15 protein-coding genes and 1 tRNA gene are annotated in these 16,361 nt (G+C 58.6%); 7 read left to right on the forward strand and 9 right to left on the reverse strand.

The features are described 5' to 3' along the window. Window positions 1-6 precede the first annotated feature (6 nt). From B8783_RS15480 to B8783_RS15490, 3 genes are all read left to right on the forward strand, one after another. Window positions 7-711, forward strand: coding sequence for an ABC transporter ATP-binding protein (locus B8783_RS15480; protein WP_084420981.1), 705 nt, complete (start codon window positions 7-9; stop codon window positions 709-711). Then, window positions 708-1,979 (forward strand): ABC transporter permease, encoded by a 1,272-nt coding sequence (locus B8783_RS15485; RefSeq protein ID WP_084422140.1) that lies wholly within the window; start codon window positions 708-710, stop codon window positions 1,977-1,979. Before B8783_RS15480 ends, B8783_RS15485 begins: the two co-directional genes overlap by 4 nt. 79 nt (window positions 1,980-2,058) lie before the next feature. Further along, window positions 2,059-2,724, forward strand: coding sequence for a DUF3299 domain-containing protein (locus B8783_RS15490; RefSeq protein ID WP_084420982.1), 666 nt, complete (start codon window positions 2,059-2,061; stop codon window positions 2,722-2,724). 106 nt (window positions 2,725-2,830) lie between these two features. Here B8783_RS15490 and mscL read toward each other — a convergent pair whose 3' ends face one another. The 7 genes from mscL to aroA all read right to left on the reverse strand — a co-directional run bounded on the left by mscL (window position 2,831) and on the right by aroA (window position 10,753). Then, window positions 2,831-3,253 carry a large conductance mechanosensitive channel protein MscL gene (gene mscL, locus B8783_RS15495; protein ID WP_084420983.1) on the reverse strand — a complete coding sequence of 141 codons (423 nt, stop codon included), beginning with the start codon at window positions 3,251-3,253 and terminating at the stop codon, window positions 2,831-2,833. A 115-nt stretch (window positions 3,254-3,368) separates the two neighbouring features. Continuing rightward, window positions 3,369-3,668 carry an integration host factor subunit beta gene (locus B8783_RS15500; protein ID WP_084420984.1) on the reverse strand — a complete coding sequence of 100 codons (300 nt, stop codon included), beginning with the start codon at window positions 3,666-3,668 and terminating at the stop codon, window positions 3,369-3,371. Window positions 3,669-3,770: 102 nt separating this feature from the next. Next, window positions 3,771-5,498 (reverse strand): 30S ribosomal protein S1, encoded by a 1,728-nt coding sequence (rpsA, locus tag B8783_RS15505; protein WP_084420985.1) that lies wholly within the window; start codon window positions 5,496-5,498, stop codon window positions 3,771-3,773. A gap of 130 nt (window positions 5,499-5,628) precedes the next feature. Next, the gene (cmk, locus tag B8783_RS15510; protein ID WP_084420986.1) at window positions 5,629-6,261 is read right to left on the reverse strand and encodes a (d)CMP kinase; all 633 of its coding nucleotides are present in this window, start codon (window positions 6,259-6,261) and stop codon (window positions 5,629-5,631) included. 32 nt (window positions 6,262-6,293) lie between these two features. Continuing rightward, complete coding sequence (locus tag B8783_RS15515) at window positions 6,294-6,977, reverse strand: Fe2+-dependent dioxygenase (protein ID WP_084420987.1); 684 nt, start codon at window positions 6,975-6,977, stop codon at window positions 6,294-6,296. Window positions 6,978-7,053: 76 nt separating this feature from the next. After that, window positions 7,054-9,270, reverse strand: coding sequence for a TonB-dependent receptor (locus B8783_RS15520; protein WP_084420988.1), 2,217 nt, complete (start codon window positions 9,268-9,270; stop codon window positions 7,054-7,056). 160 nt (window positions 9,271-9,430) lie between these two features. Continuing rightward, window positions 9,431-10,753, reverse strand: a complete 1,323-nt coding sequence (gene aroA, locus B8783_RS15525) for a 3-phosphoshikimate 1-carboxyvinyltransferase (RefSeq protein WP_084420989.1) — start codon at window positions 10,751-10,753, stop codon at window positions 9,431-9,433. A 102-nt stretch (window positions 10,754-10,855) separates the two neighbouring features. Between aroA and B8783_RS15530 the strand changes: the two genes are divergently transcribed. The 4 genes from B8783_RS15530 to B8783_RS15545 all read left to right on the forward strand — a co-directional run bounded on the left by B8783_RS15530 (window position 10,856) and on the right by B8783_RS15545 (window position 13,018). After that, window positions 10,856-11,473: a TIGR02300 family protein gene (locus B8783_RS15530; protein WP_084420990.1), complete on the forward strand. Its 618-nt coding sequence runs from the start codon at window positions 10,856-10,858 to the stop codon at window positions 11,471-11,473. Between the two features lie 56 nt (window positions 11,474-11,529). Next, window positions 11,530-11,605: transfer RNA gene (locus B8783_RS15535), tRNA-Ala, on the forward strand. A 276-nt stretch (window positions 11,606-11,881) separates the two neighbouring features. Further along, entirely contained in the window at window positions 11,882-12,556 is a 675-nt protein-coding gene (locus B8783_RS15540) for an FAD-binding oxidoreductase (protein WP_084420991.1), read from the forward strand. 216 nt (window positions 12,557-12,772) lie between these two features. Then, window positions 12,773-13,018 carry a DUF1150 family protein gene (locus B8783_RS15545; RefSeq protein WP_084420992.1) on the forward strand — a complete coding sequence of 82 codons (246 nt, stop codon included), beginning with the start codon at window positions 12,773-12,775 and terminating at the stop codon, window positions 13,016-13,018. A 54-nt stretch (window positions 13,019-13,072) separates the two neighbouring features. Here B8783_RS15545 and B8783_RS15550 read toward each other — a convergent pair whose 3' ends face one another. Together B8783_RS15550 and B8783_RS15555 are read right to left on the reverse strand one after the other, a co-directional pair. After that, window positions 13,073-15,232 carry an alpha/beta hydrolase family protein gene (locus B8783_RS15550; RefSeq protein WP_084420993.1) on the reverse strand — a complete coding sequence of 720 codons (2,160 nt, stop codon included), beginning with the start codon at window positions 15,230-15,232 and terminating at the stop codon, window positions 13,073-13,075. A gap of 63 nt (window positions 15,233-15,295) precedes the next feature. Then, entirely contained in the window at window positions 15,296-16,282 is a 987-nt protein-coding gene (locus B8783_RS15555; protein WP_084420994.1) for a 2-hydroxyacid dehydrogenase, read from the reverse strand. Window positions 16,283-16,361: the final 79 nt, after the last annotated feature.

The following is a 16,361-nucleotide window of genomic DNA, read 5'->3' on the forward strand; positions in this document are numbered from 1 at the left end:
CGCGATTTGTCGTCTGAACCTGCCATAGATATTCGCGATCTGCGCTTTTCATGGGGCGACGGGCCGGTTCTGCTCGACGTCCCGGTCTTTACGCTCGGCCAAGGCGAACGACTTTTCCTGCGGGGGCCGAGTGGGTCTGGCAAGTCCACCTTGCTGGGGCTTATTGCCGGTGTGCTGGAGGCTGATGCCGGAGAGATCAATGTCCTCGGGCAGGATATGGTCGGCCTGAAAGGGGCGGCGCGTGACGCCGTGCGCGCAGACCGGCTGGGCGTCATCTTCCAGATGTTTAACTTGGTGCCATATCTCTCGGTTATCCAGAATGTGACGCTACCTTGCCGGTTTTCGACCGTCCGTCGCCGAGCTGTTGAAGCCGCTGGCGGAGCTGCTGAGGAAGCGCGCCGTCTTCTGGCGCGACTGGGGCTTGATGATAGCGACCTGTTGGAACGCAAGGTGACAGATCTCTCCGTTGGTCAGCAGCAGCGTGTGGCGGTTGCCCGGGCGCTGATCGGCGGGCCGCAAATTGTCATCGCGGATGAGCCAACCTCTGCGCTCGATGCGGATGCGCGCGACAGGTTTATCGAATTGCTCAAGGACGAAGCGACCCGGTCGGGCGCAGCGCTCCTTTTTGTCAGCCACGACGGCGCACTTGCCAGCCATTTTGATCGCAGTGTCGATCTCTCCGAGCTTAACAGATGCGGGGCGCACGCATGACCGGCTTTTCGATCCTCGGCCTTGCCTGGCGTAGCCTCGTCAATCGGCGCGGCTCTGCGCTTTTGACCGTGCTTGCGGTTGCCCTTTCCGTGGCGCTGTTTCTTGGCGTCGATAAAGCCCGTCATGGCGCGCGCGACGGCTTCGACAATACCATTTCCGGGACCGACTTGATTGTTGGCGCGCCGACAGGGCAGATCAATCTGCTGCTCTATTCGGTATTCCGGCTGGGCAATGCGACAGCGGAAATGTCGTGGCCGACCTATCAGGATATCGCTGACCGCGAGGATATCGCATGGACCATTCCGATATCGCTGGGCGACAGTCATCGCGGCTTTCGGGTGCTCGGCACGAATGAAGCCTATTTCGAACACTATAAATATGGGCGGGGACAGGCTCTGGCGCTGCAGGAAGGGCGTCAGTTTGAGGATATTTACGAGGCGGTGCTGGGCGCTCGTGTGGCGCGCGATCTTGGCTATTCGATCGGCAGTGAGATTGTCCTGACGCACGGTTTGGGGGCAGGCGGGTTGACCGATCATAAGGACAAACCGTTCATCGTTACGGGAATCCTTGAGCCGACAGGTACGCCCGTGGACCAGACCATCCATGTCTCTCTGGAGAGCATCACGGCTATCCATGTCGGCTGGGAAACCGGTACGCGCAGCCCGTTGGCCGATACGATCAGTGACAAGATGATCCGGGGATTTGATCTGACCCCGAAATCCATAACAGCCGCGTTCGTCGGCCTGGAGCGACGTGGGTCGATCCTGTCGACGCAGCGGGCGATCAATACCCGTCCGGGTGAGCCGCTTCTGGCGATCATACCGGGCGTTGCGCTCGGCGAGCTCTGGCAGGTGACCGGTGTTGTCGAACGGGCCCTGATCGCTGTGTCGATATTCGTGGTGGCTGTGGGACTGGTGTCTGTGCTGACGAGTATTCTGACCAGCCTCAATGAGCGGCGGCGCGAAATGTCGATCCTGCGGGCGACCGGCGCACGGCCGGTTCATATTTTCCTGCTGATGGTGCTGGAGGCCGGGCTGCTGGGCTTTGTCGGGGCGGTGCTTGGTGTTGTGCTTGTACAGGTCGGGCTGGCGATCGCCGGTCCTATCCTCGCCTCAACCTATGGCGTGTCGCTTCAGGGGCTGGGGCTGGCGCCTATTGATGGCCTGACTGTTCTGGCGGTGACCTTAGCGGCACTTCTGGTTGGAACGGCGCCGGCCGTGCTGGCTTTGCGCCGGTCTCTTGCGGACGGGCTGACGGTGAAGATCTGATGGCGGGCCACGGCAAGAAGTGCCGGAAATATGCACAAGGCTTATGGATGAGGCCCGCAGAGGGGATTAGATAGAGATCATGAGACATTCACATTTCCTGACGAGCGCGATTGCCATTCTGGCGCTTCATGCCTGTGGCAGCGAACCTAGCGAGGCCGCTGAACCACCGGTCGAGGTTGAGGCGCAAGAGGTCGCCGAGACATCGACGCCTGAACCTGAAATCGGTGACAAGGTTCCTGAACCTGCCCCAGAGGTCACAGATGCTGCGACCTCTGACGAATATGAAGAGATCACCTGGGAAGACCTGATGCCCGAAGGCGAGGAAGAACGTATCGCCCAGATGTATCAGGCGCAGATGGCTTCGCTCTATTCCGGCGGCGGTGGTGGCGGGATCGCTGAAGGGTCTGCAGCAGATCAGGCGATACAGATCGGCACGTTCAACACCGTCAAGGACATGGACGGCGTCAAGATGCGTCTGCCCGGCTACACGGTGCCTTTCGAATATGGCAAGGACGCGCAAATCACAGAATTTCTTCTGGTGCCTTATTATGGTGCCTGTCTCCATGCGCCGCCACCGCCGCCCAATCAGACCGTCTTTGTCCGGACCGAGACGCCAATCAAACTGAAGGACCTGTCTCAGGCCGTCTGGATTGAGGGCACGATAAAAGTCCAGAAGCAGACCTCTGATCTGGCGGATGCGGCCTACACGATCGAGATGACGGACTGGGAACCCTACGAGTACTAGGACGGGTTTCAGGCGACCATGAAAAAGGCGGCACCGGGACCGGTTGCCGCCTTTAATCTCTACACAATCTACTTCACGCTTTTTGTCGCGCGATTTGGTTAACAGTTTACGATTGCTGTTTGGCGAGCAGATTGCGGATTTCTTCGAGCAGGACTTCCTGGCGCGGCGGTGGCGGGGCTTCAGCCGGGGCTTCTTCCTGTTTGCGCTTCATTTGGTTGATGCCCTTGACCACAAAGAAGAGGGCAAGCGCCATGATCACGAAGGAAATAACGTTGTTGATAAAGAGGCCATAGGCGATGACCGGCGCGCCGGCTTCATTGGCCGCTTCGAGCGATTCATAAGTCCCGCCATCCAGTGGGTAGATCAGGTCGGCGAAGTCGACACCGCCAAGCAAAAGGCCAAGGGGTGGCATCATGATGTCGTTGACGAGAGACTTCACGATGGTCGAGAACGCACCACCCAGAATGAAACCAACGGCCAGATCGACCAGGTTTCCCTTCATGGCGAATTCTTTGAATTCCTTGAACATAACCGGCTCCTTTCAGAAATTACTGCACCAGCACTAACAATACGGGGATATTCCCGGCTTTGGTGCGAGCGTCAACTAATTGTCTATTGGAAGTAGCCGTAGGCCCGAAGGGCGTCTAACGCGCTTCTGGGTCCGAGCCGCCATTGACGCGGGCTCTCAATTCCTTGCCCGGCCGGAAGAAGGGGACCGATTTGGCCTCCACCATCACTTTTTCGCCGGTTCTGGGATTGCGACCGACCCGCGGCTTGCGCTCGCGAACCGAAAAGGCGCCAAACCCTCGGAGTTCTACGCGGTCGCCATTGGCGAGCGCCTCAGCAATTTCTTCCAGGATGACAGCAACAATTCTCTCAAGATCATCATGCTTGAGATGAGAATATTCGGCTGCGAGCCTGGATATGAGTTCGGACCTAAGCATAGCTTTGAATGTAAATGAAATTCGGGGCAAACGCCAGTGGCGCTTGCCCCGAAAAAATTAAAAGATGCAAATTTGGCGACGGGGATGCCGCCAAATCATGCACTATTCGTCGCTATCGTCCGATTTCTTCGCATCGGCGTCGCCTTCGCCGTCACCGGACGCCAGCGCTGCACCGAGAATGTCACCGAGCGACGCACCGCTATCAGCGGATCCGTACTGCTTGACGGCTTCCTGCTCTTCGGAGATTTCGAGCGCCTTGATCGAGACGGAAACGCGGCGTGAAGCCTTGTCCATCTGAGTGATCTTGGCGTCGACCTTGTCACCAACCGAGTAACGCTCTGGGCGTTGCTCAGAACGGTCACGCGACAGGTCCGAACGACGGATAAAGGCCGTCATGGCTGGATCGCCGAACTGGACCTCGATGCCACCGGAGGTGACTTCGCTGACCGTACAGGTCACGACGTCGCCGCGGCGAACATCCATGTCCGTCATCGGATCGCCAGCAAGCTGCTTGATGCCGAGCGAGATACGCTCCTTCTCGGTGTCAACGTCGAGCACTTTCGCGCGGACAACGTCGCCCTTGTTGAAGTTGGCAATCGCTTGCTCGCCGGGGACATCCCAGGAGATGTCGTTGATGTGAACCATGCCGTCGAGCTCTGGTCCAAGACCGATGAACAGACCGAATTCCGTGATGCCACGAACTTCGCCTTCGACTTCGGTACCGGCTGGGTGCTCTGCCATGAAGGCCGACCAAGGATTGTCCTGGGTCTGCTTGAGGCCAAGCGAGATACGACGCTTTTCGGAATCGACATCGAGAACTTCGACCATGACTTCCTGAGAGGTCGACACGATCTTGCCCGGATGAACGTTCTTCTTGGTCCAGCTCATTTCAGAGACGTGGATCAGACCTTCAACGCCATCTTCCAGCTCAACGAATGCACCGTAATCGGTGATGTTGGTGACCTGGCCTGGCAGACGGGTGCCGACGAGATACTTGCTCTCGACGCCTTCCCATGGATCAGCTTCAAGCTGCTTCATGCCGAGGGAGATACGCTGGGTATCTTCGTTGACCTTGATGATCTGCACTTTGACCGTGTCGCCAACATTGACGACCTGGCTTGGGTGGTTGATCCGCTTCCAGCTCATATCGGTGACGTGAAGCAGGCCATCGATGCCGCCGAGATCGACGAATGCACCGTAATCGGTGATGTTCTTGACGACGCCGTCGCGGACATCGCCTTCATTCATCGCTTCAACGATTTCAGCGCGCTGTTCTGCACGGCTCTCTTCAAGGATAGCGCGGCGCGAGACAACGATGTTGCCGCGTGCGCGGTCGAGCTTGAGAATTGCGAAAGGCTGAACTTCGCCCATCAGTGGGCCAACGTCGCGAACAGGACGGATGTCGACTTGCGAGCCTGGAAGGAACGCGTTGACGCCGCCAAGATCGACGGTGAAACCGCCTTTGACGCGGCCAGAGATCGCGCCTTTGACCGGCTCGTCCTTGTTGTGGCTGTCTTCGAGCTTGATCCAGCTCTCTTCGCGGCGAGCCTTGTCGCGCGAAAGAACGGCTTCGCCCATCAGGTTTTCGATACGGTCGAGGTAGACTTCGACGATATCGCCAGCTTTTGGCTGCTCGTCTTCGAGCAGGAATTCCTTGAGTGGCACGCGGCCTTCGACCTTCAGGCCGACGTCGAGGATCAGATTGTCGCCGGTAATTGCAACGACAGTGGCAGGGACCACGCGGCCTTCCTGCAGGGTAGAAGCACCGGTTGAGTCTTCGAACATTGCTGCGAAGTCGTCGGTGCTCGGGTTCATGGTTTCAGTTGACATTTTTTCTCCAGAACTGACCAGCGCGGGTTCGTGACGCCCAGCAGGATTGCTGGCGTTATAACGCTGTCAGGTATAATCGGGTCGGGCAGAGGCAGGTTTTGGGATTTGACGCGCTGGGCGCCAGAACCTGCTACTCAGGGCGGGCCAATGCCTTTTCGACAGCAGCCCGTGCCTTATCCACAGCCGCGTCTATAGTCAGATCAGTGGTATCGATCAAGACCGCGTCTGCGGCCATTTTCATCGGCGCATCCTTGCGATTGCGGTCACGCTCGTCGCGTTCGCGCAATTGCTGGGTCAGCTCGGCCAGCGTTATCGTGTCGCCAGCCGCACTAAGCTCGCGGTGGCGACGCTCGGCCCGCACGTCTGTCGCCGCATCGATCCAGAGCTTCACATCGGCAGTCGGGCAGACGACCGTGCCGATGTCGCGGCCATCGAGAACGGCGCCCGTTGGCTGGTTGGCGAAGGCGCGCTGAAGTTCCAGCAATGCGGCGCGCACCTCCGGAAGGGCGGCGACTTTCGACGCGGCCTGACCGGCTTCAGCCGTGCGAAGCTGGTCTTCTTCGAAATCGTCAAGATCGAGACTGACGGCAATGCGTGCCACGGCAGAACCGTCATCCAGCGCGGCCCCTTTGTGGAGACTGGCAACCCCGGTCGCCCGGTAAAGCCGACCTGTATCCATATAGGGAAGGCCGTACCACGCGGCTATTCGCCGGGCGATCGTGCCCTTGCCGGACGCCAGAGTGCCATCAATTGCAATAATCATGTCGCGCGAAATGCGGGATCATCCGGCTGGCGTCAAGCGTTGGCCCAGCGGCGCATCAGATTGTGATAGATGCCGGTCAGCCGGATCACTTCTTCATTGTCCTGGCCGTGCGCGGCCGCCAGCGTCTGAACGGACTGGTCGAGATCAAACAGAAGCTCGCGTTCTCCATCGTCCCGGACCATGCTTTCAATCCAGAAAAAGCTGGAAATGCGGGCGCCGCGCGTGATCTGCGTAACGTTATGAAGACTGGAGGCCGGGTAGAGGACCATGTCACCTGCTTCCAGCTTCACTTCCTGCGCGCCAAACCGGGTTTCGATGACAAGCTCTCCACCATCATAGGTGTCCGGCTCGGTGAGGAACAGCGTGGCCGACAAATCGGTCCGGATGCGTTCCAGGGAGTTTTTCACCGGCCTGATCGCATTGTCCACGTGCGCGCCAAATCTGTCGCCAATGCTGTAGCGATTGAACAGCGGCGGAAAGACCTTGCGGGGCAGGGCAGCGGACAGGAAGAGCGGGTGATTGCCAAGCGCGCGGCTGATCATCGCGCGGGCCTCAATTGCCGCTTTGCTGTCTTCGGGCAGTTGTGTGTTTTTCTTGGCCTGCGCCGACTGCGCGCCGGCGGTCACGCGTCCATCGACCCAGTCGGATGCATCGATGAGCTCGCGAACCGCCTGGACCTCGTCTTTCGACAGAACGCTAGGAATACAGATCAGCATGGGTCACCTCCGGCAAAGTAGAGGCGGGCCACTTCTTACGGTGGCCCGCTCTGGTTTTATTGAAATGATCTACCGATCAGAAATCGACATCAAGCGTGATGGACGCAGACCGCCCGGGTGCAACATAGCTGAATGGCGTGCCGGACCTGTAAAGCGCGTCATAGTAAAGCTCGTCCGTGATGTTGAGTATGTTGAAAGAAAGCTCCAGGCCTTCGCGCAACTCAATCCCGCCAAACATATCGAACCGCCAATAATCAGGCACCTGCGTTGATCCGGCGGCGACCGTACCGCCGAATTTCTCGCTGTTGTAGTTCCCCGTGCCCCCGATATGGATCCGGTCCGTGATCTGATAGCGCGAGGTCAGCGTGAAGCTTGTCTCAGAGACGTTCGGGAAACTTTCGCCGATCTGGGAAGGGTCGGAACTGTCGGTGACTTCGGTATCGAACGCAGTGAAGCCGCCGAACAGGCTCCAGTCTTCGGTGAGGTTACCGGCCACGCCAACTTCGAAGCCATAGACTTCCTGATCCTGAGACCCAATAGTCGCGCTGGCGCCGCGGCCGATACCGATCGGCACGCCGTCCCTTTCAATCAGGAAGACTGCGCCGGTCAGGTCAAAATGCCCGAAGAGGTTGGCCTTCGCGCCCAGTTCGTAGGAGAGATTTTCCACCGGATCGAGATCCGTCGTTGCCGCGTCGCAGCCGCCATAATCGATGGCGAACGCGTCGAGCTGTTCGCAGGGCGGATTGGAGGCCGATGAGAAGTTGCCGTAGATCGTTGCATTCTCGACGGGCTTATAGACCAGACCCGCATTCCAGTTGATAAACTGACTGTCCGATCCGCGGTCCGGCTGTGGGCCACTGCGTCCGGAAATGTTGGTAGCTTCGGCAGAATAGTCATCTGCGCGAATGCCAATACTGGCCTGCCATTTGGGTGAGAAGGTCAGCGTATCGACGGCATAGATGGCCGCTGTTTCAGTTTCAATTGTGGGGCGACCCGTCACAGCTGTTTCGTTGCCAAACGGAATGCCATTGTCCGGATTGTCGAGATCGAGAATTGGGTTGGCACTGGTGCCCGTGCAAGGAAGTGTTGCGCATTCGGTGAAGGCCTGCTGGCGATTGATGATTTCCTCGCGCGATAGCTCAATGCCGGTCACCAGGGTGTGAGAGACGCCGCCGGTGTCGAAGTCCATCGTGAGATAGGACTGGTTGGTCCAGTATTCTGTAATGGCGTTGCGGCGCTTGGCGTTGGCGCTGACGGTGCGGGCAACCGGATCGGGCCGCTCAGGCGCCGAAGCTGTGTAGGCGTTTTTGGACTGGCCGTAGCGAAGAATAGTATTGAACTGCATCGTGTCCGAAATCGCCCAAGCCAGTCGCCCGGTATAGATGTCCGAGAAGGTCTCGCCATAATCGCGCGAGAGAACGCCATAGAAATTGTCCCGCCGAACATCGAACGGCCGGTTCTTGTTGGTGTCGTAAGGGTGGCCCCAGTCTGGCAGGAAGTCGGTCGACAGGTGATAGTAGTCAAAGCCGACTTCGAGCGCGGTTGAAGGGGTCCACTCTGCTGCGAATGCCGTGCCCCAGCGGTCATTGTAGACATGATCGCGGCCAGCCACGCCGGATTCGTGCACCATGCCGTTGAAGCGCACAGCGAACGTGTCGGTGATCTGTTCGTTGAGGTCGATCGTCGCGCGACGGGTATCGTCGGTGCCGAGCGTGAATTCTGCGTCGCCCCAGTCACCCTTTCCGGGCTGTTTGGAAACGAGGCTGACGGCCCCGCCGGTCGTGCCACGGCCGCCAAATGTCGACGAAGGGCCTTTCAGGACCTCAATCTGCTGCACGGCAAATGTTTCGCGCGAACCGACGCCCGGATCACGCACACCATCGACATAGACATCGTTCCGCGCATCGAACCCACGAATGAAGATGCGGTCGCCAAATGCGTTGCCGCCTTCGCCTGTGCCGAGGGTAATGCCCGGCTGCGTGCGGAACACGTCCCGGAAGGATGTCGCGCCGAGGTCTTTCAGGGTCTCGTCTGTGATGACGCTAATCGTCTTGGGCGTGTCGATCAGGTCCTCGGTCAGAAGGCCGCTGGCGGACCGGACCGCGCGATAGGGCGCCTCTGGATCGGCATAGGGGTTCGTGTCCGCGCCCGGATCGGTGACCGTGATGGTCGGGTTACGAAGTTCCGGCTCGTCAGGTTCTGCGACGGCTGGCAGCCCGACCGCCAACGCAGCAGCAGAATAGATAGCGGCATGCCGGCGAAGGCTTGCCGGTCGGCGGATGGCGGTACTCATGAACAGGCTCCAGAATGCAAATTGTTCTCAATTGCAGGGAGCGCTACTGCATATGAGAATTAATCGCAACCGCAAGCGGCAAAATATTTGGAGCCGTTTAATTCACGGGTCTTTAGGGCGGGGCGTTGGCGCGCGCGTCCGGTCCGCAGCGCGTGTCCGGTCAGGTCTCGCGAATGTCTGCGCCAAGTTCGGCCATATGGCTCATGAATGCCGGGTAGGAGGTCGCGATCATGGCCGCGTCATCAATGGAAACCGGGTTCTGGCTAGCGGTGCCCATGACAAGTGCGCTCATGGCGATCCGGTGGTCGTGGTGGGTCTCCACCAGGCCGCCGCCCGGAGGCGGTCCGCCGCATCCGTGCACAACGAAGCCGTCCTCGGTCTCATCCACCTCGACACCGTTGACGCGCAGCATGGCGACAATGGCCGCGATGCGGTCGCTTTCCTTGACCCGCAGCTCCTCAGCGCCGGTGACGACAGTGTCGCCTTCGGCAAAAGCGGCGAGGACGGCGAGGATCGGAAACTCGTCAATCATCGAGGCGACGAGCTCTTCCGGAATGGCCCGGCCTTGCAGCTGACTGGAGGCGCCCTGCATGTCGATCAGACGTTCACCGGCCGCATCGCCCATCTCTTCTGCGCCAAGGTCAGCGCCCATCAGGGCCGCGGCCTGGAAGAACCCGTCCCGCGTCTCGTTTGACATGATGCCTTCTACGATGACGCCGCCGGAGCGGGAGATCAGCGCGGCTGCGATCAGAAAGGCGGCCGAAGACGGGTCGCCAGGGATCGCGGTGTCGACCGCCTGCAGTTGTTGGCCGCCCTCAATGGAGACGATGTTCTGCGTGCCTTCGCCGCTGGCCGTGCCAACTTCGGCGCCAAACCCGCGTAGCATCCGCTCTGTGTGGTCGCGTGTGGCCCGCGTCTCTGTGACGACGGTTTTTCCGACCGCGTTCAGTCCGGCGAGGAGGACGCAGGATTTCACCTGTGCAGAGGCTTGCGGCGGGGCGAATGCGATTGGGGTAAGCTTGTCAGAGCCATGCAGCCGTAGAGGCAACATGCCGCGGCCATCATGCTCGAATCGGGCGCCCATTTTTTCCAGTGGATTGATCACGCGGTTCATCGGGCGTTTCGACAGGCTTTCGTCGCCGATGATTTCGACATTGATCGGGTATCCGGACATCAGCCCCATCATCAGACGTGATCCTGTCCCGGAATTGCCAAAGTCCAGCGCCGCATCCGGCGAGCGCAATCCGGCGCGTCCAACCCCCTTTACTGACCAGCGTCCATCGCCCGTGCGGGTGGTGACAGCGCCCAGTGCCGCCATGGCTTTTGCCGTGTTGAGCACATCTTCGCCCTCCAGCAAGCCGGAGATTTCGGACGTGCCTTCGGCAATGCCTGCGAACATCAAAGCGCGATGCGAACAGGATTTGTCGCCGGGTGCGCGAATGGCACCCTGGAGGCGGGGAACAGGGAACGAAGTCCAGGCCAATGGTTTCTCCTATGCAGAAGCAGCGAAAAGCGCTTTGACAGGGGCGGACGTTTCTGGCAAGCGCGCCAACATTATTTCAATCGCGTCCTGGAGACCCGGCCCATGTCCGATCCTGATCTTGGTACCAAACAGATTTGCCCGAGCTGCGAAGCCAAGTTCTATGACCTGAACAAGCGTCCAGCCGTCTGCCCTAAGTGCAAGACCGAGTTTGACCCTGAGGATGATGAAGTGCGCTCAACCAGCGCAAAGCTGAAAGCCAAGCGGGCCAAGAGCGCCGTCCCGGTCGATGATGACGATGAGGACGAGGCCGAAGAAGACAACAAGAAGAAAAAGAAAAAGAAGAAGGCGGCCGCTCGCGACATCGACGATGACGATATCGACGATGATGACGAGGAAGACGACGACGAGGACGAGGAAGAAGACGACGAAGATGACGTCGCTTCCCGCGAACTCGGGTCCGAAGCCGATGAAGTCGTTCTCGAAGGCGGCGATGAAGAGGAAGACGAAGAAGCTGCACCGGGCAAAGTGCCTGCAGGCTTCACGGAAGATGGCCTCGACGACGACGATGACGACGTTGACCTCGACGACGAGGAAGAAGACTTCGAACTCGACGACGATATCGACATTGACCTCGACGATGATGACGACATCGACCTCGATGATGACGAAGATGACCTCGGCGATGACGAGGATGAGGAAGACGATAATAAAAAGTCCTGATAATTGGACTTGATCAGGAGCGCGTGAGCCGATAACTCACGCGTCTCCAATGAATTGGGGCCTTAGCTCAGCTGGGAGAGCGCCTGCATGGCATGCAGGAGGTCAGCGGTTCGATCCCGCTAGGCTCCACCATTCAACTCCGGTTTGCGTCGCAAAAAATCGGTCCAGTGGACCGATTTTAGGATTTGAATGCTGCGGCAGCAGCCCGGTTACCGTGAGATTGGCTTTACGAAATAAGTGTCCCGGCAGGGGCCTTTCTTGTTCTTGCTCAATTGAGCCGGGCCGACTCACTGTCATGCAATGGTGCCTTTTGCCCTGTGCGGGGTTCTCTGTGCGCGCCCTGCGACCGACGCAGTCCGGAACAGCGCTGCAAGGCTTCGCGTTACTCCCTTTGAAAAGGAGTATCCCATGCCACAGACACTGACGCTGCAAGCGATCGAGAAAGTCACCCCCGACGTTAACCGCCTGACCTTCACCATGCCGCAGGGCATGCGCTACCGCCCAGGCCAGGCCTTCGATGTCGCGCTGGACAAGGAAGGCTGGCGCGGCGAAAAACGCCCGTTCACGCCGACAAGCTTGCCCTCAGAAGGCAAGCTTGAATTCACGATCAAATCCTATCCAGAGCATGACGGCGTCACCGAGCAGATCGGCAAGATGCAGCCGGGTGACAAGATTATCGTGGACGAGCCATGGGGCGCGATCAGCGATGAAGGCAAGGGCTGGTTTATCGCTGGCGGGGCAGGCGTCACGCCTTTCGTCGCCATCATGCGTCAGCGCCTTGCTGATAAGGGCACGCTGGAAGGCTGTGAGCTGATTTTCTCTAACAGTACCGAAGCAGACATCATCTATCGCGACGAGTTTGAAAGCATGCCGGGCCTGTCGACCTATTTCACGGTCACGGACCAGAAGAAGGCCGACGTGCACACAGGCCAGATCGACAAGGCGCTGCTGAGCGACCGGATCAAGCCTGGCAAAGGCAAATGCTATGTTTGCGGGCCGGACGACATGATTGAGGAAATCGTAGCGACTCTAGGCGATATTGGTGTTTCTGAAGACGATATTGTGATCGAGCAATTCGACTAGATGTCGGCTCGGGACTGAACAGCTGTTCAGAGAAGGGCTACCAAAGTGATCAAATGCCCACTTCCTGCCGCTTTATCGGCTTGAACGCGGCAATTTGAGTCACCAGATTTAACAGTGACACAGCACCCGGCGCTCAAAGAGGCGTTGCCGCTAAGCGGGGCGAATCAGCCGGGTTGGATGTGTCGTGGCCCTGTCTTTGAAAGGAAGGTAATTGCCATGACGACAGACATTCAAAACCACGCTTCCAAAGTGTTCTCTGCCAAGGACCTTGTCTATATCCGTCGCATTGCGGAGCAGGAATTGGCCGGATTGCCACCCGAAGCGCTCGATACGGTCGCAGACCGCGATGCGCTATTCGTGCTCGCCAATGGCGAAGGCGAACAGCTTGCCATCGTGGAAGGCCGGGACGCCGCATTCGCTGCCGCCCGCGCCCACGAAATGCGCCCGGTGAGCGTGCATTAGGCGCGTTCAGACGGAATTTCGAAATGAAAAGCCCGGCAGCGATGCCGGGCTTTTTTAGTTGGGTTCAGCTTCAGCCGGAACTGGCGCGTCCAACTCCATCCCTGTTTCAGCCTTTTCGGTTTCTTCCCCGGATGAGGCCGATGTCGTACCGGATTCATATTGCCAGGGCGTCAGGGGCAGGTACCGGTCCAGGAAGTTCAGCGTCTCGAGCAACTCCTTTTTCTGATCCTGCGGCGTGCGATAGGTATGGCCTCCCTCTTCCAGACGTACAAACTTGAAATAGCGTCCGGCGTCCCGCAGCGCGTCGGCCATCAGTTCGCTCTGTTTGATCGGCACGATTGAGTCGTTTTCGCCATGAATGAGCAGGATCGGGGCTTTTACGCGGTCGGCGAGTTGCGCCGGAGAGATCGCCCGTAGCGCATCCTTGTCCCGTGAAGGGTGCCCCATGTGCTTGACCCAGTACTCGTAGTTTTCGGAATCGCTACCGTCTTCCTTTTTGACATATTTCAGCTGCTCGAGAAGATCGGAGGGCGCGGCGCCCGCGATGACGCACTGGTACATGTCCGGTGTCAGTGTAGCCGCAGCCAGCGCTGCGTATCCGCCATAGCTGTAGCCCACGATGCAGGCCCGTCCATCTTCCGCGCGCCCGGTTTGCTGCAGATATCGCAGGCCATCCTCAATATCTGTCTGCATGGCCCGGCCCCACTGGCGGCGGCCGCCATCAGCGAAGCTCAGACCATAGCCTGAGGAGCCCCGGAAGTTCGGCTGGAAGACGGCATATCCTTGCGCCGCCAGGATCTGGGCGTCCCGGTTGTACTCGTAGATATCACGATTTTCCGGACCGCCATGGGGCATCATGATGAGGGGCGGTATCTCTCCCTCAGCCAGACCGTTCGGAACCGTATAATAGCCTGTGATCTCCAATCCATCACGCGCCTCGTATTTGATGACGTCCACATCGGAGAGAGCGTCGTGATGCAGATCTGGAAACGCCGTGCCGAAATGGTCGATTTTCGCCTCATCGGTTGAATAGACGTAGTAGTGGGATGCGAACTTCGGTCCGTCAGCCAGCAAAAGCCATTTCTTTCCGTCCCGGCTCGCATCGAGGGGAATGAGATTGGCCTTGCCCTCGAAAAATGTGCTCAGGCCATCGATATGGGCCTGAAGGCGAGGATTATTATATTCGAGCTTGAGAACATCTTCGAAGTGATAGCTGCCGAGATATTCATAGGTCTCCGGATTGATGATCGCGTTTTCAATATCGAGCGTCGGGTGGGTCTTGATGGTCTCCAGGATTTCGCCGGTTTCGAAATTGTAGAGGTATATGCCCGTCGTGTTTGTCCCCTCAGGACGGGCGGCGACGTAATATGTCGCGAGCTGTGGACCGGGTGAGAGTGGCCGAAAGTCGGTCGTTTGCTTTGACACATTCTCGATGTCACTCACGCGGACCGTTTTCAGTTTCCGCCATTTGATGTCGCCATTTTTCTTCTTTTCCGGGCCATAATAGTAAAGCACAGTGCCGCGGCGATTCTGGTCGACGCGGAAGGCGGGATTGCCCTCAGCATCCACGAACCACCTGGTCGTCAGCCACCGGCCAAGCGCGACCCGCTCATACTCGCCGGTAGAGATCTGCACCTTGAAAAGATCGAGATCGCCGTGGAGGTTGGCCGCAATCAGAAAATGGTCTGGATCATTTGGCAGGAAGCTTACGACGCGCCCGAGATCAAGGTTCCGACGTTCTAGCGAGCGATTACCTTCAAACACGACATGATGCTTCTGGCCGTCTCTGGACAGAAGGATTAGGCGGGTCATCGGGATAGGCAGATGGCGGATGTTATCGAAACGGGCGTCCAGAATTGTCTCGCGCGTGAAAACCTCGCCCCGAAGGTTGCCGAACATCGTGGCGGAGATCATCAGCCAGTCGTCGCTGGCCCACTCGACCCAATTGATGAATAGCTCTTCGCCGACATTGACATGGCGGACCTTGAACTCATCCGATCGCAGATCCACGAGGGCCAGCACCTCGCCAGATTCGCCCTGTTGCAGGGCCGCTAGCCAGTTACCGCTCGGAGACATTTCTATTTTGCTGAGCGCAGGCTCTTTGAGGAAGTCGTCAAGCTTCAGGCCGTTGCGCAATTCATTCGTGACCGTGCCCTGGGCCGTCGCCAATGCGCAGGACAGGATTAGCCATGCGCAAACCAGCAGATATCTCATTCCGGCAACTCCCACTTTTACGCAGGAGTTGACGCATGAATGGCTTTTCCGTCAACCAGTGACTTAAAGGATTGCCGGGATGACCCTGTCTGGCGGTCGGTGGCCGTCAGCAAATGTCTTGATGTTGATGATGACTTTTTCGCCCATCTCGATCCGGCCTTCGATGGTGGCCGAGCCCATATGAGGCAGCAGGATCACGTTTGGCAGGCCGATCAGCTCTGGATTGACCGAAGGTTCACGCTCAAACACGTCGAGGCCCGCGCCGGCGATCTTGCCCGCCTTGAGGGCGCGTGCGAGCGCAGCTTCGTCGATCACCTCACCGCGCGCGGTGTTGACGATGAACGCGTCTTTCCGGATCAGTTCGAGACGGCGCGCCGATAGCAGGTGGAACGTGGCTGGCGTGTGCGGGCAATTGACCGAAATGATGTCCATGCGCGACAGCATCTGGTCGAGGCTTTCCCAATAGGTCGCGTCCAGTTCTTCGGTGACCTGACGATTGACCGGCTTGCGGTTGTGATAGTGGATCTGCAGGCCAAATGCTTTGGCGCGCCGGGCGACAGCCTGGCCGATACGGCCCATCCCGATAATGCCTAGGCGCTTGCCAGAAAGGCGGCGGCCCAGCATCCAGGTTGGTGCCCATCCATCGAACTTGCCTGCTTCCAGAAGCTGGATACCCTCATGCAGGCGGCGAGGCACACCGAGGATCAGCGCCATGGTCACGTCGGCGGTATCGTCTGTCAGGACGCCTGGCGTATTCGTTACGGTGATGCCGCGCTGAACCGCGCTTTCGATATCGAGATTGTCCACGCCTGCGCCAAACTGCGCGATATGCCGGAGCTGCGGCGCGGCCTGAGCAAGCAGGCGCCCATCGATTTTGTCGGTCACGGTCGGGACGAGTACGTCCGCCCGCTTCACCGCATCGACCAGCTGAGCATCGCTGAAAGGGACATCGGTTTCATTGAGTTCGGTGTCGAACAATTCCTTCAGACGGATTTCGACAGGGTCCGGCAAGCGCCGCGTTACAATTACCTTCAGCCGCTTTGCGGTCATCGACGTTTCCTTTCCTTGCAAAAAGCGCATAGCAGAGCCAGCTGCGCGCGCCAATGCATATAGCTAAAGAGCTTTACCT

It is taken from the genome of Henriciella litoralis (assembly GCF_002088935.1).
Lineage (GTDB): Bacteria > Pseudomonadota > Alphaproteobacteria > Caulobacterales > Hyphomonadaceae > Henriciella > Henriciella litoralis.